This window comes from Kinneretia sp. DJ1R-11, assembly GCF_025717595.1.
Lineage (GTDB): Bacteria > Pseudomonadota > Gammaproteobacteria > Burkholderiales > Burkholderiaceae_C > Paucibacter_A.
In genome coordinates, this window is sequence record NZ_JAJIRR010000019.1 from 40631 (window position 1) to 60938 (window position 20308).

Genomic DNA, 20308 nt, shown 5'->3' on the forward strand with positions numbered 1-20308 from the left:
GCAGGCGTGGTGGCGAATTCAGCGCAGCGCCTGCGGTACCGGGCGATGCACCGGGGCATGGATCAGCGCAATGCTCATCCAGACCGCGACGCTGAAGTAGGCCGACATCCAAAGCATCTCGCCTTGCCAGTCTTCCTGGCGGTGTGACACCACCCAGCGGCCGGCGACATCAATCAGGCCCTGGCTCACGCTCAGATAGGGGCGGCCGGCCAGCTCATCGGCCAGCCAGCGGGCCCAGTACATGGGAACGTCCACCATGAACATGAAGGCCACGTACACCACGCCGGCCACGCACCAGGCCGCCAGCAGCGGGCGCTGGCGCGGGCTGCAGCGCGGCCAGATGGCCACCAGGCTGAGCACCAGCAGGGCGGCGCAGAAGCCCCAGATCGACTCCTCCATCACATGGCCGATATTGGCCGTGGTCAGCACCGAGTACCAGGAGCAGGTCTCGGCCACCGCGATCAAGGGCACGATCCAGAAGGATGTCAGGTGGCCGACCCGACTGCCGGTGGCTTTGGACACCTCGCGCAGCATCAGCGCCCACTGCGCCACAAAGCAGAGCTCGGCCACGGTCGCCACCGAGCGACCGATCAGCACGCTGGACATCCAGCTGTCCAGCAAGACCAGGCGCGGCACGTCATAGACCGGAACAAAGGAGCGGTACGCGCAACCGAAGACATAGCCGGCCGAGAGCAGCAGCTGCCAGCGCCGCATCAGAAACACCTCGTCGCTGAGGGCCGCTCGCCGGCGTCGCAACAAGGCGGTGGAGAGCAGCCAGGCGAGGATGTTGAAGGCGGCGACCGTGCTCAGCAGGGCCCACCATTCGGCGACAGTCAATGTCATCATCTTGTCATGGTGGCACGCTAAGGCGATGTGGGCAAGCGCCAAACAAGTGGGCGGAGCCCTGCCACATAGCCGCTTGACGGCGGCGCTGGCCGGCCGATGATGGCGCTTCAGTTCTTGCCCGAGCCCCGCCATGTCCGCTTCGGAAAACATTGCCGTCAGCCCGCGCGTGCAACGTCTGCACCAGATCCTGCTCTGGCCCCTGCGCCTGATGCCGATCGGCGATGCCCCCGGTGCGCCACGCCGCCCCTGGGAGCGCCTGGCCGCCGTGGCCGACAGCCCCTGGCGCGAAGTGGCCGACGAATACACCGGCGGGCCACAGAACTTCCACGAACGCCACTACCAGGAGTTCGTCACCTTCCTGCCCTATGTGCAGCGCTTTCTCTACGGCGAGGGTGCCGAGGGCGGCGCCGGCTCGGGCATGAAGGTGTTCCGCCGGCATGACGTCAAGCAGTTGCGCGTGCAGACGAGGCCGCAGGACGCGCCGCTGCTGCTGGAGGTGGTCCATGTCGACCTCTATTTCTTCTTCGATGTCGACGTGGTGCTGCTCAATGTGGAGGTCAGCAGCGCTGACCTGGCCCTGTCTCAAGCGCAGGAGCTGATGTACCGCTTGGGCCGCGCCTACCCGCCGGGCTGGGACGCGCAAGGCCTGCCCCTGCATTGTCTGGCCCAGGCCGAGTGGCTGGATGCTCAGGGTCAGGTTTTGTCGAGTTCGGACAGCCGCGAGCGCGACAGCTTCATCGAGCATGTGCACCGCCACCGCGCGCCGCGCCTGGCCCGGCACTGGGACTGGCTGCTGCGCCCCCTGGTCAACCATGCCGGGGAGACGAACTCGGGGGCGCTCAGCTACCGCCAGATCGAGTACTACCGCATGCCCATGATGGCCTACTTGGCGGTAGACGATCCGCGTGCTTTGACGCGCAGCGATTTTGTGCGCCTGGGCCTGGTCACCGGCTCAGGCCCGGTGGCGCAAGAGGGCAGCCTGCCTTACGGTGAAGACCATCTGAGTGATTTTGAGCGGCGCTATTGCTACGACCGTTTCTGGAGCGATGGTGGTGCGGCGCCGCAGACGCGCTATCTGTGTAGCGGCCATGCCCTGGTGGTGGTGGGGCGGGCCGATGCGGAATTCTTCAGCTGTCGCGACCGCGGCGTGCTGGCGCAGTTCCGGCACCAGCATTTCCTGATCTTCCTGATTGCGCATTTTCAGAAGGCGGCTCTGCTGATGTTCTCGGACCGCCTGGTCGAGGCGCTGCGCCGGCTCAATGTGCAAGACCCCGAGAACGTGCGCCGTTTCAAGCGCGCCATCCGCTCGGCCTTCGAGGGCTTTCTGCGCTTCACCCACCGCTACTGGTTCCACGATGTGGCCGAGCAGGCGCAGTCGCGCGCGCTGTTCCGCATGTGCGCCGAGCATCTGGGGCTGGATGCCCTGCATGCCGAGGTCAAGCAGCGCGTCACCGACATGAGCGCCTATCTGGAGACCGACAGCATCCGCCGTCAGGCCAACACGGTGGTGCGCCTGACGGTGGTGACCATCTTCGGCCTGGTCGGCACCATCACCACGGGTTTTCTCGGCATGAATTTGCTGGCCGAGGCCGATGCGCCCTGGACCGAGCGTCTGGCCTACTTTGGCGCTGTGCTGGCGGTGACGGTGGCGCTGACGGTCTATACCATGGTCAAGTCCAAGCGCCTGTCCGATTTTCTCGATGCCTTGTCGGACGAGCGCCTCAGCGCCTGGGACAAGTTGCGGGCCTTTGCGGCGGTCTGGCGGAGTGGCCCCGGCTGAGCCAGAACAGCGGCCTGAAAGGGGCGGGCGCCCGGCGGTGAATTCACCAGCCTTTATGCTCGCGCGATGAATCGAATTTCCGCTGCCCCGTTTCGCTTGCCGCCGGCCTTGCCGGCCTGGTGTTTGGTTTCGCCTGTGCTGGCCTTGCTGGGCCTGTGGGGCATCAGCCATCTGGGCCAGGAAGTGGCCGGTTGGTGGATGTTGCCCCTGGCCTTGCTGCTGATGGCTGCGGTCTTGTCAGCCGTCCACCATGCCGAGGTGGTGGCGCACCGCGTGGGTGAACCGTTTGGCTCCCTGGTGCTGGCCGTGGCGGTGACGGTGATCGAGGTGGCGCTGATCGTGTCGCTGATGCTGGCCGGTGGTGAAAGCTCCAACGCGCTGGCGCGCGACACGGTGTTCTCGGCCCTGATGATTGTCTGCAACGGGGTGGTGGGTTTGTGCCTGCTGCTGGGCGGCCTGCGCCACAAGGTGCTGGCCTTCCGTGTCGAGGCGACCAGCCCGACGCTTGCCGTGTTGGTGGCCCTGGCCACCCTGACCCTGGTGCTGCCCAGCTTCACCACCAGCACGCCGGGCCCGACCTTTTCCACCGCCCAGCTGATGTTTGCCGGCTTGGTGTCCCTGGTGCTCTACGGCGCATTCGTCTTTGTGCAGACGGTGCGGCACCGCGAGTACTTCCTGCCCATCGAAACCGAAGAGGGGGAGCAGGCGGCAGAGCGCCCCTCGGCCGGCGTGGCGGCTTGGAGCGTCGTGCTGCTGCTGGCCTGCCTGGTCGGCGTGGTGGGCCTGGCCAAGCTGTTGGCGCCAGGGATTGAGGCCGGCGTGCGCGCGGCCGGCGCGCCGCCGTCTGTGGTGGGTGTGATCGTGGCCTTGCTGGTGCTGCTGCCGGAGACCGTGGCCGCCGTGCGCGCGGCCCTGCGCAAGCGCTTACAGACCAGCCTCAACCTGGCCCTGGGCTCGGGCGTGGCCAGCATCGGATTGACGATCCCGGCCGTGGCCCTGCTGTCCCTCTTCTTCCCCTACCCCTTGGTGCTGGGCCTGTCCAACACCAGCATGGTGCTGTTCCTGCTGACGGTGGTGGTGGCCACCCTGACCCTGGGCAGCGGCCGCGCCACCGTGCTGCAAGGTGCCGTGCATCTGGTGCTGTTTGCTGTCTTCTGTTTCCTGGCCGTGGTGCCCTGATCGGTGGGCGCGTGATTGCGCTCGCCGAGTGATTTGTGTGGTTCTTTCCCTGATTGATGCAGCAAACCCGACTTCTTCTCGAAGGCGCCGCCGGCGCGTCCCTGCCTGACTGGGCCTTGCTGGAGCCCGGCTACCGCCTGGGTCACTACGCCCGGGGCGACGATGTGTTCAGCATCGGCCAGTGGCAGCCTTTTGTGTATGTGCTGCGCCAGGGCATGGTCAAGCTCAGCTACAGCAATGAGGCGGGCGAGGAGTGGATCAAGTCCTTCATCGGCGAAGGCGACTTTTTCGCCTGTCCCAATGTGCTGGTGGCCGGCGGCAAGACCGACTATGCCGCCGTAGCCTTGGAGGATTGCCAAATTGAGCAGGTGGACTTTGCCGCCATGCATGCGCTGACCGAGCGCCACCCGGCCTGGCAGCGCGCCATCCGCCAGTTGCTGGCCTGGCACATCGTGCGCAAGGAGCAGCGTGAGCGCGAGCTGCTGACCCTGCGGCCCGACGAGCGCTACCAGGCCTTTCTGCGCAGCCAGCCGGCCCTGGCCGAGCGGGTGCAGCAGCGCGACCTGGCGCATTACCTGGGCGTGACGCCCGAGGCCCTGAGCCGCATCCGCAAGCGCCTGCGAAGCTGAGGTTTCCTGCTGCGCCCTCGCCATGCGTCGTTGGCCCTCGCTTCAGCATCCTCACGTACAGGAAGTACGTTCCGGTCCTTCAGCTCCTGCCGCCTAGCCTGCCGAGCGCTCGCGACGAAAACCGGGCTCTGTGAACACGCGGCTTTGACCCAAGTCAAAGCCCCGCCACACGACCCGGGCCGATTGATCCGGATCATTTGTCAGCCGCCTGCGCGGCGCCAAGCTACGCCCATGCCATCACCTGTTCCCTGGCGAACGGTGAGGTTCAGCGGATTTCTGAAGGATCTGCTGCCACCCCTGACATGAAAGCGAGCTTTGCCATGACCACACCTCAATCGACCCGCCCCATTGATTCATCCTTCCGCGCCTACCTGCTGGGCGGCGGTATCGGCTCCATGGCCGCAGCGGCCTTCATGATCCGCGACGCCGGCGTGCCCGGCGCGCAGATCCACATCCTGGAGGCCTTGCCCTTGATGGGCGGCAGCCTGGATGGTGCCGGCGATGCCGAGCGCGGCTACTCGCTGCGCGGCGGCCGCATGCTGACCACCGACAACTACGAGTGCACCTGGGACCTGTTCAAGTCCATCCCCTCGCTGGAACACCCGGGCCAGAGCGTGCTCGGCGAAACCCTGGATTTCAACGAGAAGTACAAGGCCCATTCGCAAGCCCGCCTGGTCAACCGACAGCGCGCCAAGGTGCCGGTCGAGTCCATGGGTTTTTCCATGCACGACCGCCTGGAACTGCTCAAGCTCTCCAATGCCAGCGAAGAAGAACTGGGCACCAGCACCATCACCGACTGGCTGTCGCCGGCCTTCTTCGAGACCGAGTTTTGGTTCATGTGGGCCACCACCTTTGCTTTTCAGCCCTGGCACAGCGCCGTCGAGTTCAAGCGCTATCTGCACCGCTTCATGATGGAGTTCTCGCGCATCGAAACCCTGGGCGGCGTCAAGCGCACGGTCTACAACCAGTACGACTCTTTTGTGCGGCCGCTGCAAGCCTGGCTGCGCGAGCAGGGCGTGAACTTCGTGATGGACTGCCAGGTCACCGATCTGGAGCATGTCGAGACCGAAGGCCAGTTCCAGGTCATCGCGATCTGCTGCCAGCGCGCCGGCCAGGCCGAGCGCATCGAGCTCGGCCCGCAGGACCTGGTGTTTTTCCAGAACGGCTCCATGACCGACGCCTCCAGCCTCGGCTCCATGCGCAGCGCGCCGCCGCAGCTGAACAAGCAGGACAGCCAGGGCTGGGCCTTGTGGGAAAAGCTGGCCCAGGGCCGGCCCGAGTTCGGCAATCCGGCGGCCTTCAACAGCAGCATCGCCGAATCCATGTGGGAGTCCTTCACCGTCACGCTCAAGGACACGGCCTTCTTCGACAAGATGCGCGCCTTCAGCGGCAACGAGCCGGGCACCGGCGGCCTGGTGACTTTCAAGGATTCGAACTGGCTGATGTCCATCGTGCTGGCCCACCAGCCGCACTTTGCCAATCAGCCGGCCGATGTCCAGGTGTTCTGGGGTTATGCCTTGTTCCCCGATCGCATCGGTGATTTCGTGGCCAAGCCCATGTCCGAGTGCATGGGCGAAGAGATCCTGCGTGAACTCTGCGGCCACCTGCGCTTCGATCTCGATGCCGTGGCCCAGGCCAACTGCATCCCCTGCCGCATGCCCTACATCACCAGCATGTTCATGCCGCGCGCGCTCAGCGACCGGCCGCTGCCGGTGCCCAAGAACTCGCGCAATCTGGCTTTTGTCAGCCAATTCGTTGAGATCCCGGACGATGTGGTCTTCACCGTCGAATACTCGGTGCGCGCGGCGCAGATGGCCGTCTACCAGCTGCTGAATGTGCCGCGCCCGGTGCCGCCCATCCTGCGCCACGACCATTCGCTCAAGGTGCAGCTGGATGCCCTGGTCAAGGCGCTGAAGTGAGCTGTTAGCGCTCTGGAGGCCGCTCAGGCCTCCATCCCTTGCAGCTGCCGCGCCGAGCGCGCCATTTCCTCATGCAGCCAGCTGCACAGGGTGCGCAGGGCGGGTTCGTCCCGCAGGGCTGGTGGGTAGACGATGTGATAGCGGCGCTGCACCGCGCCCTCGAGCGCCGGCCCGGGCAAGCGCACCAGGCGGCCGTCCAGCAAGGCATCGGCGGCCAGCAGTTCGCGCACCAGGGCCACGCCCATTCCAGCCTCGGCGGCCTGCACCAGCAGGCCTCCGTCGTTGAAGCTGGCGCTGGGCAGCACCCGGCGGGCCAGGCCGCAGCGGGCGAACCACTGCGTCCACTGCTCGGCGTCGCCCAGCAGGGGTTCATCGGCCAGGGCTGCAGGCGGCGCGCCCGTCAGGCGCTGGGCAAGCGCGGGCGCTGCCACCACGATCTGGCGCGATTCCATCATCACCTCGTTGACCAGGCCTGGCCAAGGGCCCACGCCTTGGCGCAGGGCCAGGTGAAAGCCCTCCTGCTCCAGATCGATCACCCTTTGCAGGGTGAAGAGCTTGAGCACGATATGGGGATTCTCAGCTTGCCAGCGGCCCAGGCGGGGGATCAGCCAGCGCTGCGCGAACGAAGGCGTGCAAGTGATGTTGAGGCTTTGCATGGCGCTGCCGCTGGCGGCGCTGGCCGCGCGCAGGCCCAGCTCCAGCTCGGTCCAGGCGCGCTCGAGCGCGTTCTGCAGGGCGCGGCCGGCGGCGTTGAGGCGGATGCCCCGGCCCTGGCGCTCGAACAGCGGGTAGCCCAGCTGCGCCTCCAGGGACTTGATCTGCTGGCTGACGGCGCTGTGTGTGAGGTGCAGCTGTTCGGCCGCGGCGCGCACGTTCTCGCTGCGGGCGGTGGCGCGGAAGGCGGCCAGGTATTGCAAGGGCAGGCGGGCGGCTGAAACCATCTGGAAAGTTTAACTGTCCAATCCGGCCAGAATTTCGCGCTATTCATCGGTTTACTGAAAACCTAGGATGCCCAGCAATGGCTTCCACGGGGTTCAGGAGATGGATATGAAGGATATGAAGGATATGAAGGTCGCCGCACGTGCGCTCAAAAGGCACTCGCGCAGCCTCTTGCTGGGCCTCGCCTTGATGGCGACGCTGGGTTTTGTCTTCAGCCTGCCGAGCGAGTCGTCCAGCGATGTGATGGGCGCGCTCAAGGCCATGCCGCCGGTACCGGCCGCTTCCAGTTCCTTGCAGCCGCTGCGTGATCGCCGTGTGCTCAGCCTTGCCGGTGCGAGCTCGGCCGCAGATGGCGGCGCCGTTGGTGCCGAATGGTCCGAGCATCAAATTTCCACGCCCGATGGCCTGCTGGCCTACACCAGCCTGGGCCAGGGCCCGGTGCTGGTGGTGCTGCCGGGCGGGCCCGGTGGCAGCGGCCATGGTCTGAGGCCCTGGTTCCGCGTGCTGGCGCGCGAGCACACCGTGGTGCTGCTGGACAATATCGGCCGGGGCCGCTCGGCCCGCCTGGCTGATGCCTCTCGCTACACCGTGGACCGCGATGCTGAAGATGTCGAGCGCCTGCGCCGCCACCTCGGCGTGCGCACGCTGGCGGTCTACGGCCATTCCTACGGCGGCCTGGTGGCGCAGGCCTATGCCAGCCGCTACCCGCAGGCGGTGGACCATTTGATTCTGGGCAACACCTTGCATGGCGCGCGCAGCTGGCAGGCGCAGATCGACCACTTCGAAGCGCATCTGCAGCGCCACGAGCCCGAGCGCTGGCAGGCCTTGCAAACCCTGCGCGAGCAGGGCAGTTTGAGCGGTAGCGCCGAGGCGCAGCGCTTGCTCGGCGACGCGTTCTCGCCCTTGTACTGGGCCGACCGCGCCGCCAGCCACCCCCGGGCAGCGCCCAGCCGCGATCCGCGCGATGCCCTCAATCTGGATGTCTACCGCGCCATGCTCGGCCCCGACCCGGAGCGTCGCGTCGGTGGCACCCTGGTCGGCGTGGAACTGCTGCCGCGGCTGAAGGCAGTGACGGCGCCCACGCTGCTGCTGACTGGCCGCTACGACCCGGTGGCGCCGCCTCAGGTGATGAACGAGCTGCGCGATGCCCTGGGCCCGCAGGCGCGGGCCGAGAGCGAGGTGTTTGAGCTATCGGGCCACCGCCCCTTCATCGAGCAAGGCGCGGCCTGGGCGACACGGGTTCAGGCCTTTCTGAGCATGCCGCCCACTCAGCGCTGAAGCGCGGCCAAGGCCTGCACCGCGGCCACGATTTCGGCCGGCGTCAGCGCGGCAAAGCCAAGCAACCAGCCGTCCTGACGCGCAGGACTCCGATAGAGTGCGCTGAGGCTGGGCGTCAGCAGGCCGGCGCTGGTGGCGCGCCGAGTCCACAGCGATTCTTCCTTGGGTGGCAGCAGGGCAGCGATCTGCAGGCCGCCCGGGCTGGGCTGGGGCCGCAGCCAGTCGCCGACGCGGGCCTGCAGCTCGTTCATCAAGACCTCTCGTCGCTGGCGGTAGAGCTGGCGCATCAGACGCAGATGGGCGGCGAAATGGCCCTGGGCGATGAAGTCGGCCGTGACGGCCTGGGGTAGCAGGGCGCTGTGCCCGTCCTGGATGCTGCGCGCCGTGCACAGTGGCGCCACCAGCTCCGGCGGCAGCACCAGATAGGCGAGGCGCAGCGAAGGGAACAAGGCTTTGGAAAAGGTGCCGAGGTACAGCACCCGGCCCGGCTCCTGCTCGGGCTGCAGGCCTTGCAGCGCGGGCATGGGCCGGCCTTCGTAGTGGAACTCGCTGTCGTAGTCGTCCTCGATCAGCCAGCTGCCCTCGCGCCGCGCCAACTCCAGCAAGGCCTGGCGCCGGGCCAGGCTCAGGGCCACGCCGCTGGGGTATTGGTGCGAGGGCGTCAGGTAGATCAGGCGCGGGGCTGGCACTGCATCCCCAGCAGGTGGGCACAGGCCCTGCGCATCCACCGGCACCGGCCGCAGCCGCGCGCCCGCAGCGGCAAAGGCGGTGGCGGCGCCGCGGTAGCCGGGCTCTTCCATCCAGACGCTGTCGCCTTCATCCAGCAGCATGCTGGCCAGCAGCTGCAAAGCCTGCTGCGAGCTGGTCAGCACCAGCACTTGCTCTGCGCTGCAGCGCAGGCCGCGCGCCTGGCGCAGATAGCCGGCAATCGCTTCGCGCAGGCAGGCCAGGCCTTGGGGGGCGCCATAGCCCAGCAGCTCGCGCCCGCCCGCATCGCTGAGCCGGCGCTTGATCAGCTGGCGCCAGAGCGGCAGGGGAAAAGCGCGCAGATCGGGGCTGCCGGCGGCAAAGGGCAGGGGGCGACGCGGGTCTTCACAGGCGCCGCCGCTGGCGATGCGTTGGCCGCGCTGCGAGAGCGGGGGCGGGCGGTTGAGCAGGGGCTGCGGCCGGTCCCCTGCGCGGGGGCTGTGATCCGTAGCCTGAGTCATGGTGATAGCCACAAAGCTGCCCTGGCCGACTTGGCGGATCAGATAGCCCTCGGCCTCCAGCTGGCCGTAGGCTGCCTCCACTGTCACGCGGGACAGGCCCAGATCGGCCGCCAGCATTCGGCTCGAAGGCAGGCGCTCGCCCTGCTGCAGATCGCCTTCGCGCATGGCCTGACGCAGGCTGGCGCAGAGCTGCTCGCGCCGGCCAAGGCCAGCGGCTGCGCCGCGCTCGAACCACTGCAGCCAGAGGCGGGATGGAGGCATGGGTCTTATTGACTTGAGGAAATTGGCATCAATGCTAAGGCCAATGCGGCGCACAGTGGCCCTGCCGTGTGGCTCAGCGCCGGCTTGCCACCTTGTTGTTCACTTCGCAAAGGAAGTTTCCTGTGATTGCTGTGTCTGAAGAATCGAGCTTGTCCCTGGTTTTGGCCCACGCCGCCCCCAGCCCCGCTGAGAGCGCTGCCTTCATGGCCGCCAAGCTGCGCTTCCATGCCGATGCCTGGGATGTGGCCGAGGACTTGAGCGCCGGCATAGCCGCGCTGGTCGTTATTGACACCCGCTCTGAGGCGCTTTACGCCGCCGGCCATGTGCCGGGTGCGCTGAGCCTGCCGCACCGGTTGATGGACGCTGCCGGCACCGCCGGCCTGGACCGCAGCAAGACCTATGTGACCTACTGCGATGGCATCGGCTGCAATGGCTCCACCAAGGGCGCGCTCAAGCTGGCCTTGCTGGGCTTCCAGGTCAAGGAGATGCTGGGAGGGCTGGACTTCTGGAAGCGCGACGGCCACCCCGTGGCCCAGGGCAGCGAGCCCGGCAGCATGCGCGGCCATGCCTTGATCGCTTGTGCGTGCTGAGGCCTCGCTGGACCCAGCGTCGCTGACTGTGCGCCGGGCCGCGCCAGGCGATGCCGAGGCTCTGGTCCGCCTGGGCGAGGCGCACGCCGCCTTTGAAGGCCTGGCCCTGCCGGATGGCCGTGAAGCACGGCGACGCCGTCTGGAGCTTGCCTTGTTGCAGCAGCGCGTGCAGGCTTGGCTGGTGTGCGGCCCGCAGGCCCTGTCCCTGTCCCGGGCTCATGGCTATGCCACCCTGACTTTGGACTTTTCCACTTTGGCCGCCGAGCCCTATGCCCATCTCGACTGTCTCTACTTGCAGCCGGCGCTGCGCGGCCAGGGCTGGGGTCAGGTCTTGCTGCAGCTCGCCAGCGGCCATGCCCGCGCCCAGGGCTGCCGTGAGCTGCAGTGGCAAACGCCGGAGTGGAACGAGGCTGCGGCGCGTTTCTACCGCCGACAGGGAGCGCAGGAACGGATCAAGCGCCGCTTCATCCTGGCGCTGCCGGATTGAATCCGCCGGCGTCTGGCTTCAGGGCGTGGTGGCGCCGAGTTGCAGGCCTTGCGCGTCAATGCGGATCTGCTCGGCCGGCAGCTTCAAGGCTGCCTCCAGGCTGGCGCGTGCGGCGGCGCGGTAGTTCTGCTCGGCCGCCGGCTGGGGCTGTTTGAGAAAAGCCAGTCGGGCCACGGCCATGAACATGCCTTGCATGGCGCTTTGCTCATAGAGCTTGCGCTTGGCGGCGCCGCTCATGGCGCTGAAGCCGGGGTTGCGGGGCAGGGTCTCGCGCAGCTGAGCGGCCAGGCGGACAAAGCTGGTGTCGGGCACCTCGACCTGGTGCAAGGCCATGTAGTTGCCGGCGATGAAGGCGGCCAAGGCATTGGCCACATCGTTCTCCGGCAGGCCCAGCTTTCGCTCGAGCTGGCGGTAGCCTTCGAAGGCTTGGCTGTAGGCCTGAGCCAGGGCTTCGCGCTGTGCCGGCGGCACCTGGGCGGCCAGCTCTCGCGCATGGGCTTGCACCTGGGTCGGCTCGGTCGCCAGCGTGGTGCTGGACGTGTTGTTGCTATTGCTGCGTGGAGTCGGTTTGCTGCTGCTGCCTGAGCTGCCTGAGCTGCCTGAAAAGGGAATGGCCGAGGAGCCAGGGAATAAGGGGAAGATCAGCCCTTGGTAGAGCGGCGGCGGTGGCGGCGGAATGTCGAAGGCCCAGGCCGGCTGCAGAAGGCTGCACAGCAGCCAGCCGCCCAGCGCGCACCGGCCGAAACGCAGTGCCCGGGATGTGGAGTTCAACTTCATCGGATCCGCTCCTTGGCGGCCGCTGGCCGCCGTTTCAAACATGGGCCGCAGTCTAGAGGCCGGCGCAGCGCGGCAAGGCGGTGGGCCTAACGACTTTGTTACCGGACATCTCCAGCCTTGAGGAGAGCGGGGCCGCACCTTCTGTGCAGCTCATGTGTGCTGTTGGTTCTGGTGCACAGGCCTGGCCTTGGGATGACAGTCGCGCAGCGCCGCCGCACAATGGTCGAAACGCCTGACCTTGTTGCCCCGCCCCGATGGATCGACGTGCTCTCTTGCTCAGCCTGGCCCTGCCGGCCGTCGCGCCGCGGCGTGTGGCAGCCGCGCCGCGGACCATCAGCTACCCGGTGTTCGGTGGGCTGGAGGACCCGTTCCGCGTCTACTGCATCGAGGTCTTGAAGCTCGCGATCGAGCAGTGCGGGGTCCCGTACGCCTTGCAGGCGGTGCCGCAGCCGGTTGGTCAGGGCCGGGCGATCCGGCAGCTCAGCGCCGGCGAGGGGCCGCTGCAGCTGATTTGGAGCATGACCAGCAAATCCCGGGAGCGCGAGCTTCTGCCGCTGCGCATCCCGCTCGACCGCGGTTTGATGGGCTGGCGCCTGCTGCTGGTTCGAAAGAGTGATCAGCAGCGTTTCGCGCGCATCCACAGCCTCGCCGAGCTGGCCCCGTTGACCGCGGGCCAGATGTACGACTGGCCGGACACCGAGATCCTGCGTGCCAACGGCCTCCAGGTCGGCACGGCCAGCGCCTACGAGAGCCTGTTCGCGATGCTGCAGCGTGGCCGCACCGACTATTTCCCACGTTCGGCTCTGGAGATTGAAGACGATCTGGCTCGCTATGGCGCCAAGCACGAGTTGGCCATTGCGCCGGGCCTGCTGCTGCGCTACCCGACGGCCTTCTATTTCTTTGTCAGCCCGAGAGAGCCTCGCCTGGCAGAGGACCTGGGCCGTGGGCTTGAGCGCCTGGTCAACGACGGCGGCATGCGGGCGCTGTTCTTGCAGCATATGCAGCCACTACTCAAGCAGCTGGGTCTGAACCGGCGCCAGGTGCTGGCCCTGCGCAACCCCTTGCTGCCGGAGGCCACCCCGCTGCGGCGCAGCGAACTGTGGGAAGAGCCAGGGCGCTGGGGCAGCTGAGGCTTGGCGCACGGCGCCTACACTGCCGGCCGTGAAGCCCGCTCTGTTCCCTGCTCTTGTCCTGCTGCTGTTGGCCCTGCCCGCCGCGGCGCCGCTGTGGGCGCAGCCCCTTGTCACCGCGCCCCCCTTGCTGACTCTGGAACAGCTGCCGCGCCCCAGCGGCCCGCCGCCGGATCGGGCCCTGGTGGTGCCGTCCCAGGTCTTGCGCTGGCGTGATGAGGCCAAGGCGCTCGAGCATGGGTCCAACGGCATGCCGCGTGACCCGGTGGCCGCCGCCGCGCTCTACTGCCGCGCTTCTCGCTACGGCGATGCCGAGTCGCAGTACAGCCTGGCCTGGATGCTCAGCCATGACCGCGGCATCGCCCGCAACGACGCCGAAGCGGCCCATTTGTTTGCCGCCGCCGCCGAGCAAGGCATCGCCCAGGCCGAGCGCATGCTGGCCGCCATGGGCGGCACGCCCATGGGCGAACCGCCGCCTTGCCTGCGCCCGCCCGAGGCCGATGTGCTGCCGCCCAAGCCGGTGATGGCGGCTCAGAAACCTGGCGCAAAAGGGCAAGCACTGGCCCGCTCGCAAGACTGGCCCGCGATGCCGCCGCCGGCGCAGGCCCCGGCGGCCATCGTCGACTTCGTCCAGCAAGTGGCGCCCGAGTACCGCCTGGCACCGGCCTTGGTGCTGGCCGTGATGGCCACCGAGTCGAATTTCGATCCGGCTGCCTTGTCGCCCAAGAACGCTCAAGGGCTGATGCAGCTGATGCCCGACACCGCCCGCCGCTTCAAGGTCAGCCGCCTGACCGACCCGACCCAGAACATCCGCGGCGGCATGGCCTATCTGCGTTGGCTGCTGGCCTACTTTGAGGGCGATGTCGCCCTGGCCTTGGCCGGCTACAACGCCGGTGAGAGGGCAGTGGAGCGCTACCGCGGCGTGCCGCCGTACGCGGAGACGCGGGCCTATGTGCGCAGGATTTTGACTGCCGTGCATGGGCAACGAAACCACCCTTTCGATGCAGCGGTGACGCCACCCTCGCCGGTGCTGGATTTCTGGCGCCCTGTGGCGCCACGAAGGCCCTGAAACGATGGCGACTCTTGATAAATTTGACCGGCAGATTCTGGGCCTGATGCAGCAGGACTGCCGGCAGAGCGCGGAGCAGATCGCCCACAGCGTCGGCCTCTCGGCGACGGCGGTGCAGCGCCGCATCAAGCGCTTGCGCGAGTCCGGTGTGATCCGGTCGGAGGTGGCGCTGGTCGACGCGCAGGCGGTGGGCCTGGGCGTCAGCGTGCTGGTCGAGGTGGAACTGGCCGAAGCCAGCCGTGAGGCCGTGATCGATGGCTTCAAGCGCCGCATGGTCGCGCGGCCGGAGGTGCAACAGTGCTTGTATGTGGCCGGCGCCAGCGACTTCGTGCTCTTGATCGCCGCGGCCGACTTGGCGTCCTTCGAGCGCTTGACCCGTGAGCTGTTCTTTGACGACCCCAACATCAAGAAGTTTCGCAGCACCTTTGTGCTTGAAAGCGCCAAGCTGGGCCTGGCGCTGCCCCTGGCCGATTGAGTTTGCGGTTTGGCGGCGCGAGGGCCGTCGAAAACGCCGCCGGGCGACGCCGCTGCCTGCCGACACTGAGGGCTTTGGCAGATCGAGCCCCCCATGAACAGCCCCGCCCGCTACGAAATCCTGGATCCCCGTTTTGAAGACTGCATTCGCCTGAGTGCCCAGCTGGAGCAACTCCACACGGGCAACCGTTGGTGCGAAGGCCCGGCCTGGTTTCCCGCCCACCGCTCGCTGGTCTGGAGTGATATTCCCAACGAACGCATGCTGCGCCTGGATGAGGCCTCGAACGCGGTCAGTGTGTTTCGCCAGCCCTCGGGCTACAGCAATGGCAATACGGTTGACCGGGAAGGGCGCCTCATCAGCTGCGAGCATGGCGGGCGCCGTGTGCTGCGCACCGAGCATGACGGCAGCTTGACCGTGCTGGCCGAGCGCTACCAAGGCCGCCGGCTCAACAGCCCCAACGATGTGGTGGTCAAGTCCGACGGCACGGTCTGGTTCACCGATCCCAACTACGGCATCACGTCGAATTATGAGGGGGTCAAGGCCGAGCAGGAATTGCCGGGCTGCTATGTCTACCGGCTGGACCCCAGCAGCGGCGAGCTCACGGTGGTGGCCGATGATTTCGTCAGCCCCAACGGCCTGGCGTTCTCGCCTGATGAGCGCCATCTCTACATCGCCGACACCGGGCTCGACTGCGGCACCATGCGGCGCTTTTCCGTGGGGGAGGGCGGGGTGCTGTCCGGCGGCGAGGTGTTCATACGCTGCCAAACCGGCTTTTATGACGGCTTTCGTTTTGATGAGGAGGGCCGGCTCTGGACCAGTGCCGGCAGCGCCATTCATTGCCATCTGCCTGACGGAACGCTGATCGGGCGCATCCTCATGCCCGAGCGTGTGGCCAACTTGGTGTTCGGGGGCCCCAAGCGCAACCGACTCTTCATCTGCGCCAGCAGCTCGCTCTATTCGCTCTTGCTCGCGGTCAGTGGCGACAAAACCTTTTGAGGGCGAGGCCCGTCGGGAGCTCGCTTGCAAGTCCGGCCCGCGCGGTGTCGCGGGCAGATTTCAGGACTTCAGTCTCGCCTTGAGGCGGGCCAGGCCGAGCTTCAGCTGGTCGCTGGTCTGTTGGGCTTGGCTCAACAGTTGCTCCTGTGTGGGCAGGCGCTCGCTGGCCCAGGCCGTGGCTTGAGCTGCGGCCTCGGCGGCCGCCAGGCCCAGCTGCTCGGCCGTCTGGCCAGCTTTGTTGGCGCCCACTTTCAATCGCTGGGTGGACTGCTCCGCCGCCTCGCGCAGTTGTTCGGCCGAGGGTAGACGCTCGGCGGTCCAGTCGGCCGCATCCAGGGTGGCGCGTTTGACCTGCTCGGCCGCTTCACCAGCCTTGGTTTTGGCCGTGGCCCAGGACGCGGCCAGCTCGCTGGCAGGCGCCGCCCGCAAGGTCTGCGACACGCGGGCTAGGGCCAGGCTTTCTTCGTTCGAGAGCGGACCGGCGGCTTCCAGCATCTGGGCCAGAAAGGCGATCAGATCTTCCACCATGACTTTCTGATTGCAGTCGGGGTTGGCATGCAGCAGGTCGGAGAGGTCTTTTGCCAAAACCTCCAACGGCGCCTCGGCGAGCTCGGACTCGACGGCGCCGATGGCGGCGTCGACAAACTTCGGATCCAGGCCCCAGTCTTCAATCAGATGCCGGCGCAGAAAGTCCCGCTCGGTGGCCTCGACCTTGCCGTCCACCATGGCCAGCCTCAAGCTCAGCGGCGCGATCAGATCGAACAGGGCCAAGCCCAGGGTGTCCATCGGCGTGTTGAGAAACTTCGGAATCTCGATCACGCGGCTGCCCTTGCTGTGGCCCAGCCAGCGGTAGATGCCGTAGCAGGCGCCGCCCGAGGCCAGGGCCGCGAAGGCCACCCAACCGACCGGTGTGGCTGCAGCGCCTATGCCCATGGCGCCCATCAGTCCGCTGGGGGCAAAAAAGGTCGAGGCCACCAGGCTGGACTTGGCAATCGCCGCACCCGCGCCCGCAGCGCCCAGCACATCCCAGACCTCGCGCGCACGGCTGACCATGCGCAGCGAGGTGTAGGCGTCTTCGCCGATGGCCAGCTTGGCCTTGAATCGCAGCGGCTCGGCCACTACGCGGTCGACGCCGGCAAAGCGTTTCAGATCACTGGCGGTCTTGCCGCTGGTATCGGCGTCCATGGTCAAGCCCTCACTTTTGTTGCTGGGCTTGCCAGGGTAACCGAGGCCCGAGTCCGGATTACATACTCCGCCGGTACTGCCCGCCCACCTCGAACAGCGCCGAGGTGATCTGACCCAGGGAGCAGACGCGCACCGCGTCCATCAGCACATCGAAGACGTTCTTGTTGTCGATCACGGCCTGCTGCAGGCGCTGCAGCTGGATGGCGCTGTCGCCGGCATGGCTGTGCTGGAAATCGCGCAGGCGATGCAGCTGGCTTTGCTTTTCTTCTTCGGTCGAGCGGGCCAGTTCAATGCTTTCCGGCGCGTGGTCGCCATGCGGATTGCGGAAGGTGTTGACGCCGATGATGGGGTACTCGCCGGTGTGCTTGAGCATCTCGTAGTGCATGCTCTCTTCCTGGATCTTGCTGCGCTGGTAGCCGGTCTCCATGGCGCCCAGCACGCCGCCGCGTTCGGCGATCTTTTCGAACTCGCTCAGCACCGCTTCTTCCAGCAGCTCGGTCAGCTCCTCGATGATGAAGGCGCCTTGGCTTGGGTTCTCGTTCTTGGCCAGGCCCCACTCGCGGTTGATGATCAACTGAATGGCCATGGCGCGGCGCACCGACTCTTCGGTCGGCGTGGTGATGGCCTCGTCAAAGGCGTTGGTGTGCAGGCTGTTGCAGTTGTCGTAGATGGCGATCAGGGCCTGCAGCGTGGTGCGGATGTCGTTGAACTGGATCTCCTGCGCGTGCAGGCTGCGGCCCGAAGTCTGGATGTGGTACTTCAGCTTCTGGCTGCGTTCGTTGGCGCCGTATTTGTCGCGCATGGCCACGGCCCAGATGCGGCGGGCGACGCGGCCGAGCACGGTGTACTCGGGGTCCATGCCGTTGCTGAAGAAGAAGCTCAGGTTGGGCGCGAAGTCATCGATGTGCATGCCGCGCGCCAGATAGGCTTCCACAAAGGTGAAGCCGTTGGACAGCGTGAGCGCGAGCTGGCTGATCGGGTTGGCGCCGGCCTCGGCGATGTGATAACCGCTGATCGAGACGGAGTAGAAATTGCGCACATTGTGGTGCACGAAATACTCGGCGATGTCGCCCATCACTTTGAGCGAGAACTCGGTCGAGAAGATGCAGGTGTTCTGGCCCTGGTCTTCCTTCAGGATGTCGGCCTGCACCGTGCCGCGCACATTGGCCAGCACCCAGTCCTTGATCTTGGCGGCCTCGTCAGCCGTGGGTTCGCGGCCGTTGTCCTGGCGGAATTTGGCCAGGTTCTGGTCGATGGCCGTGTTCATGAACATGGCCAGAATCGTCGGCGCCGGGCCGTTGATGGTCATGGACACGGAGGTCGTGGGGCTGCACAGGTCGAAGCCGTCGTACAGCACCTTCATATCGTCCAGCGTCGCGATGCTGACGCCGGAGTTGCCGACCTTGCCGTAGATGTCCGGCCGCGGTGCCGGGTCGGCGCCGTAGAGCGTGACCGAGTCAAACGCGGTGGACAGGCGCTTGGCCGGCATGCCCTCGGACACCAGCTTGAAGCGGCGGTTCGTGCGGAAGGCATCACCTTCACCCGCGAACATGCGGGTCGGGTCCTCACCTTCGCGCTTGAAGGCGAACACGCCGGCGGTGTAGGGGAAGCTGCCCGGCACGTTTTCCAGCAGCAGCCACTTGAGCAGCTCGCCATGGCACTCGTAGTGCGGCAGCACGACCTTGCGGATCTTGGTGCCCGACAGGCTGGTGTGGACGAGGTTGGTGCGGATCTCCTTGTCGCGGATCTTCACCACATACTCGTCGCCGGCGTAGGCTTTTTGCATGTCCGGCCATTGCTTGAGCAATTGGCGGGCGCCGCCTTCCATCTGCGCTTCGCGGGCCTCGGCCAGCTCGCCCAGGGCGGTGCGGGCGCCATTCTTGTCGGGGTTGGCTTCCAGCAGCATGCGCGAGCTGCCCCAGAGCTGCTGAATCTCGCGGGCCAGGGTGGCTTGCTGGCGTGCGCGCTTCTTGTAGCCGCGCACGGTGTCGGCGATCTCGGCCAGATAACGCACACGCGCAGCGGGCACCACCGGCGTCTGGTGGGTGCTGTGGCGGGTGGCGACCAGGGGCAAGCGGCCTTCTTGCAGCTGCAGGCCCAGCTCAGCCAGGCGAGGCTTCATGGCCTGGTAGAGGGCGGTGACGCCGTCGTCGTTGAAGCGGCTGGCCATGGTGCCGAACACCGGCATTTGATCCGGAGCAATGGTCCAGGCTTCCTTGTTGCGCTGCACCTGCTTGGCGACATCGCGGATCGCGTCGAGCGCGCCCTTGCGGTCGAATTTGTTGATGGCCACGAACTCGGCAAAGTCCAGCATGTCGATCTTCTCGAGCTGGCTGGCGGCGCCGAACTCGGGCGTCATCACATACATGGGCACGTCCACATGCGGCACGATGGCCGCATCGCCCTGGCCAATGCCTGAGGTCTCGACCACGATCAGGTCGAAGCCGGCCACCTTGGCGGCGGCAATCGCGTCGGGCAGGGCAGGGGAGATCTCGCTGCCGAAGTCGCGGGTGGCGAGCGATCGCATGAACACTCTTTGACCTTGGCTCCAGGGGCCGATGGCATTCATCCGGATGCGGTCGCCGAGCAAGGCGCCACCGCTCTTGCGGCGCGAGGGGTCGATGGAGATGACGGCCACGCGCAGGCGGTCGTTCTGGTCCAGGCGCAGGCGGCGGATCAGCTCGTCGGTCAGGCTGCTCTTGCCGGCGCCGCCGGTGCCGGTGATGCCCAGCACGGGCACCTGGATGCTCTTGGCGGCGGCTTGCAACTCGGCCAACAGCGCAGCATCGGCCTTGTCGTTTTCGAGGGCGGTGATCAGCTGGGCCAGGGCGCGCCAGGCGGATTCGCTGTGGCCTTGCAGAGCGCTCAGGGTGCTGGGCGCGTAGACGCTGAAGTCCTGGTCGGCCTTCATCACCATCTCGCCGATCATGCCTTGCAGGCCCATGCGCTGGCCGTCTTCGGGGCTGAAGATGCGTACGCCGTGGGCGGCCAAGTCGCGGATCTCGGCCGGCACGATCACGCCGCCACCGCCGCCGAAGACCTGGATGTGCTCGCCGCCGCGTGCCTTCAACAGCTCGACCATGTACTTGAAGTACTCGACATGGCCGCCCTGGTAGGAGCTGATGGCGATGCCTTGCGCGTCTTCCTGCAGCGCGGCGGTGACCACCTCATCGACCGAGCGGTTGTGTCCCAGGTGGATCACCTCGGTGCCCATGCCTTGCAGGATGCGACGCATGATGTTGATGGCCGCATCGTGCCCGTCGAAGAGGCTGGCAGCTGTGACGAAGCGCACCTTGTTCGTCGGGCGGTAATTGGCCAGGGCTTTGTTTTCGGCGGACAAATCGGTCATGGCGAGTCTCCTGCGGGCCTTGCGGTGGCAAAGCCCGGTTCTATCAGCAAAGGTGGGCGGATTCTAGGTGTTGATTGACGTTTACGTAAACGTCATTGGCGACGAAGGCTGGGTTCGTCCTTGCGTCTTTTTCTTGCGTCTCCTTGCGCTCTCGGGCGCGCTTCGTCAAGTCTGCCCAAGCCCGGCGATCTCGCCTAGCATCTTGCGCTGC

The 20308-nt window shown here is 66.6% G+C and carries 17 protein-coding genes; 11 read left to right on the forward strand and 6 right to left on the reverse strand.

The window, feature by feature from the left end; genetic code table 11:
• Window positions 1–18: 18 nt before the first annotated feature.
• Window positions 19–846: a hypothetical protein gene (locus LNV23_RS22435; RefSeq protein ID WP_263565018.1), complete on the reverse strand. Its 828-nt coding sequence runs from the start codon at window positions 844–846 to the stop codon at window positions 19–21.
• 130 nt (window positions 847–976) lie between these two features.
• Here LNV23_RS22435 and LNV23_RS22440 point away from each other — a divergent pair, with 130 nt between their 5' ends.
• The 4 genes from LNV23_RS22440 to LNV23_RS22455 all read left to right on the forward strand — a co-directional run bounded on the left by LNV23_RS22440 (window position 977) and on the right by LNV23_RS22455 (window position 6353).
• Window positions 977–2626, forward strand: coding sequence for a magnesium transporter CorA family protein (locus tag LNV23_RS22440; protein WP_263565019.1), 1650 nt, complete (start codon window positions 977–979; stop codon window positions 2624–2626).
• Window positions 2627–2692: 66 nt separating this feature from the next.
• Window positions 2693–3805, forward strand: coding sequence for a calcium:cation antiporter (locus LNV23_RS22445; RefSeq protein ID WP_411910620.1), 1113 nt, complete (start codon window positions 2693–2695; stop codon window positions 3803–3805).
• Window positions 3806–3861: 56 nt separating this feature from the next.
• A complete protein-coding gene (locus LNV23_RS22450) occupies window positions 3862–4434 on the forward strand; it encodes a Crp/Fnr family transcriptional regulator (RefSeq protein ID WP_263565020.1) in 573 nt (190 codons plus the stop codon).
• A gap of 302 nt (window positions 4435–4736) precedes the next feature.
• Window positions 4737–6353 carry an oleate hydratase gene (locus LNV23_RS22455; RefSeq protein WP_263565021.1) on the forward strand — a complete coding sequence of 539 codons (1617 nt, stop codon included), beginning with the start codon at window positions 4737–4739 and terminating at the stop codon, window positions 6351–6353.
• A gap of 23 nt (window positions 6354–6376) precedes the next feature.
• Here the strand turns inward: LNV23_RS22455 and LNV23_RS22460 are convergent, their stop codons facing one another.
• Window positions 6377–7294 carry a LysR substrate-binding domain-containing protein gene (locus LNV23_RS22460; protein ID WP_263565022.1) on the reverse strand — a complete coding sequence of 306 codons (918 nt, stop codon included), beginning with the start codon at window positions 7292–7294 and terminating at the stop codon, window positions 6377–6379.
• A gap of 106 nt (window positions 7295–7400) precedes the next feature.
• Here LNV23_RS22460 and LNV23_RS22465 point away from each other — a divergent pair, with 106 nt between their 5' ends.
• A complete protein-coding gene (locus LNV23_RS22465) occupies window positions 7401–8570 on the forward strand; it encodes an alpha/beta fold hydrolase (protein ID WP_263565023.1) in 1170 nt (389 codons plus the stop codon).
• Here the strand turns inward: LNV23_RS22465 and pdxR are convergent.
• Window positions 8561–10039, reverse strand: coding sequence for a MocR-like pyridoxine biosynthesis transcription factor PdxR (gene pdxR / locus LNV23_RS22470; RefSeq protein WP_263565024.1), 1479 nt, complete (start codon window positions 10037–10039; stop codon window positions 8561–8563). The genes LNV23_RS22465 and pdxR overlap by 10 nt on opposite strands.
• Before the next feature lie 149 nt (window positions 10040–10188).
• On the opposite strand from pdxR, the gene LNV23_RS22475 reads away from it, so the two are divergent.
• Together LNV23_RS22475 and LNV23_RS22480 are read left to right on the forward strand one after the other, a co-directional pair.
• Entirely contained in the window at window positions 10189–10629 is a 441-nt protein-coding gene (locus tag LNV23_RS22475) for a rhodanese-like domain-containing protein (RefSeq protein ID WP_263565025.1), read from the forward strand.
• Complete coding sequence (locus LNV23_RS22480) at window positions 10619–11116, forward strand: GNAT family N-acetyltransferase (RefSeq protein ID WP_263565026.1); 498 nt, start codon at window positions 10619–10621, stop codon at window positions 11114–11116. Before LNV23_RS22475 ends, LNV23_RS22480 begins: the two co-directional genes overlap by 11 nt.
• Before the next feature lie 18 nt (window positions 11117–11134).
• On the opposite strand, the gene LNV23_RS22485 is transcribed toward LNV23_RS22480, so the two are convergent.
• A complete protein-coding gene (locus LNV23_RS22485) occupies window positions 11135–11893 on the reverse strand; it encodes a DUF6683 family protein (RefSeq protein WP_263565027.1) in 759 nt (252 codons plus the stop codon).
• Between the two features lie 254 nt (window positions 11894–12147).
• Between LNV23_RS22485 and LNV23_RS22490 the strand changes: the two genes are divergently transcribed.
• The 4 genes from LNV23_RS22490 to LNV23_RS22505 all read left to right on the forward strand — a co-directional run bounded on the left by LNV23_RS22490 (window position 12148) and on the right by LNV23_RS22505 (window position 15563).
• Entirely contained in the window at window positions 12148–13023 is an 876-nt protein-coding gene (locus tag LNV23_RS22490) for a substrate-binding periplasmic protein (RefSeq protein WP_263565028.1), read from the forward strand.
• Window positions 13024–13054: 31 nt separating this feature from the next.
• A complete protein-coding gene (locus LNV23_RS22495) occupies window positions 13055–14092 on the forward strand; it encodes a transglycosylase SLT domain-containing protein (RefSeq protein ID WP_263565029.1) in 1038 nt (345 codons plus the stop codon).
• A gap of 4 nt (window positions 14093–14096) precedes the next feature.
• On the forward strand, window positions 14097–14567 hold the full coding sequence (locus tag LNV23_RS22500) for an Lrp/AsnC family transcriptional regulator (protein ID WP_263565030.1): 471 nt from the start codon (window positions 14097–14099) through the stop codon (window positions 14565–14567).
• Window positions 14568–14660: 93 nt separating this feature from the next.
• The gene (locus LNV23_RS22505; RefSeq protein WP_263565031.1) at window positions 14661–15563 is read left to right on the forward strand and encodes an SMP-30/gluconolactonase/LRE family protein; all 903 of its coding nucleotides are present in this window, start codon (window positions 14661–14663) and stop codon (window positions 15561–15563) included.
• Window positions 15564–15623: 60 nt separating this feature from the next.
• On the opposite strand, the gene LNV23_RS22510 is transcribed toward LNV23_RS22505, so the two are convergent.
• On the reverse strand, window positions 15624–16748 hold the full coding sequence (locus LNV23_RS22510; protein WP_263565032.1) for a TerB family tellurite resistance protein: 1125 nt from the start codon (window positions 16746–16748) through the stop codon (window positions 15624–15626).
• Between the two features lie 58 nt (window positions 16749–16806).
• A complete protein-coding gene (icmF, locus tag LNV23_RS22515) occupies window positions 16807–20097 on the reverse strand; it encodes a fused isobutyryl-CoA mutase/GTPase IcmF (protein ID WP_263565033.1) in 3291 nt (1096 codons plus the stop codon).
• Window positions 20098–20308: the final 211 nt, after the last annotated feature.

Bases quoted from the DNA above. Each gene is read 5' to 3' on its own strand.
- LNV23_RS22455 (WP_263565021.1), top strand. From the start codon at position 4,737: ATGAAAGCGAGCTTTGCCATGACCACACCTCAATCGACCCGCCCCATT.
- LNV23_RS22490 (WP_263565028.1), top strand. From the start codon at position 12,148: ATGGATCGACGTGCTCTCTTGCTCAGCCTGGCCCTGCCGGCCGTCGCG.
- LNV23_RS22485 (WP_263565027.1), bottom strand. From the start codon at position 11,893: ATGAAGTTGAACTCCACATCCCGGGCACTGCGTTTCGGCCGGTGCGCG.
- LNV23_RS22500 (WP_263565030.1), top strand. From the start codon at position 14,097: ATGGCGACTCTTGATAAATTTGACCGGCAGATTCTGGGCCTGATGCAG.
- LNV23_RS22450 (WP_263565020.1), top strand. From the start codon at position 3,862: ATGCAGCAAACCCGACTTCTTCTCGAAGGCGCCGCCGGCGCGTCCCTG.
- LNV23_RS22435 (WP_263565018.1), bottom strand. From the start codon at position 846: ATGATGACATTGACTGTCGCCGAATGGTGGGCCCTGCTGAGCACGGTC.
- LNV23_RS22460 (WP_263565022.1), bottom strand. From the start codon at position 7,294: ATGGTTTCAGCCGCCCGCCTGCCCTTGCAATACCTGGCCGCCTTCCGC.
- LNV23_RS22465 (WP_263565023.1), top strand. From the start codon at position 7,401: ATGAAGGATATGAAGGATATGAAGGTCGCCGCACGTGCGCTCAAAAGG.
- LNV23_RS22445 (WP_411910620.1), top strand. From the start codon at position 2,693: ATGAATCGAATTTCCGCTGCCCCGTTTCGCTTGCCGCCGGCCTTGCCG.
- icmF (WP_263565033.1), bottom strand. From the start codon at position 20,097: ATGACCGATTTGTCCGCCGAAAACAAAGCCCTGGCCAATTACCGCCCG.
- LNV23_RS22510 (WP_263565032.1), bottom strand. From the start codon at position 16,748: ATGGACGCCGATACCAGCGGCAAGACCGCCAGTGATCTGAAACGCTTT.
- LNV23_RS22505 (WP_263565031.1), top strand. From the start codon at position 14,661: ATGAACAGCCCCGCCCGCTACGAAATCCTGGATCCCCGTTTTGAAGAC.
- LNV23_RS22440 (WP_263565019.1), top strand. From the start codon at position 977: ATGTCCGCTTCGGAAAACATTGCCGTCAGCCCGCGCGTGCAACGTCTG.
- pdxR (WP_263565024.1), bottom strand. From the start codon at position 10,039: ATGCCTCCATCCCGCCTCTGGCTGCAGTGGTTCGAGCGCGGCGCAGCC.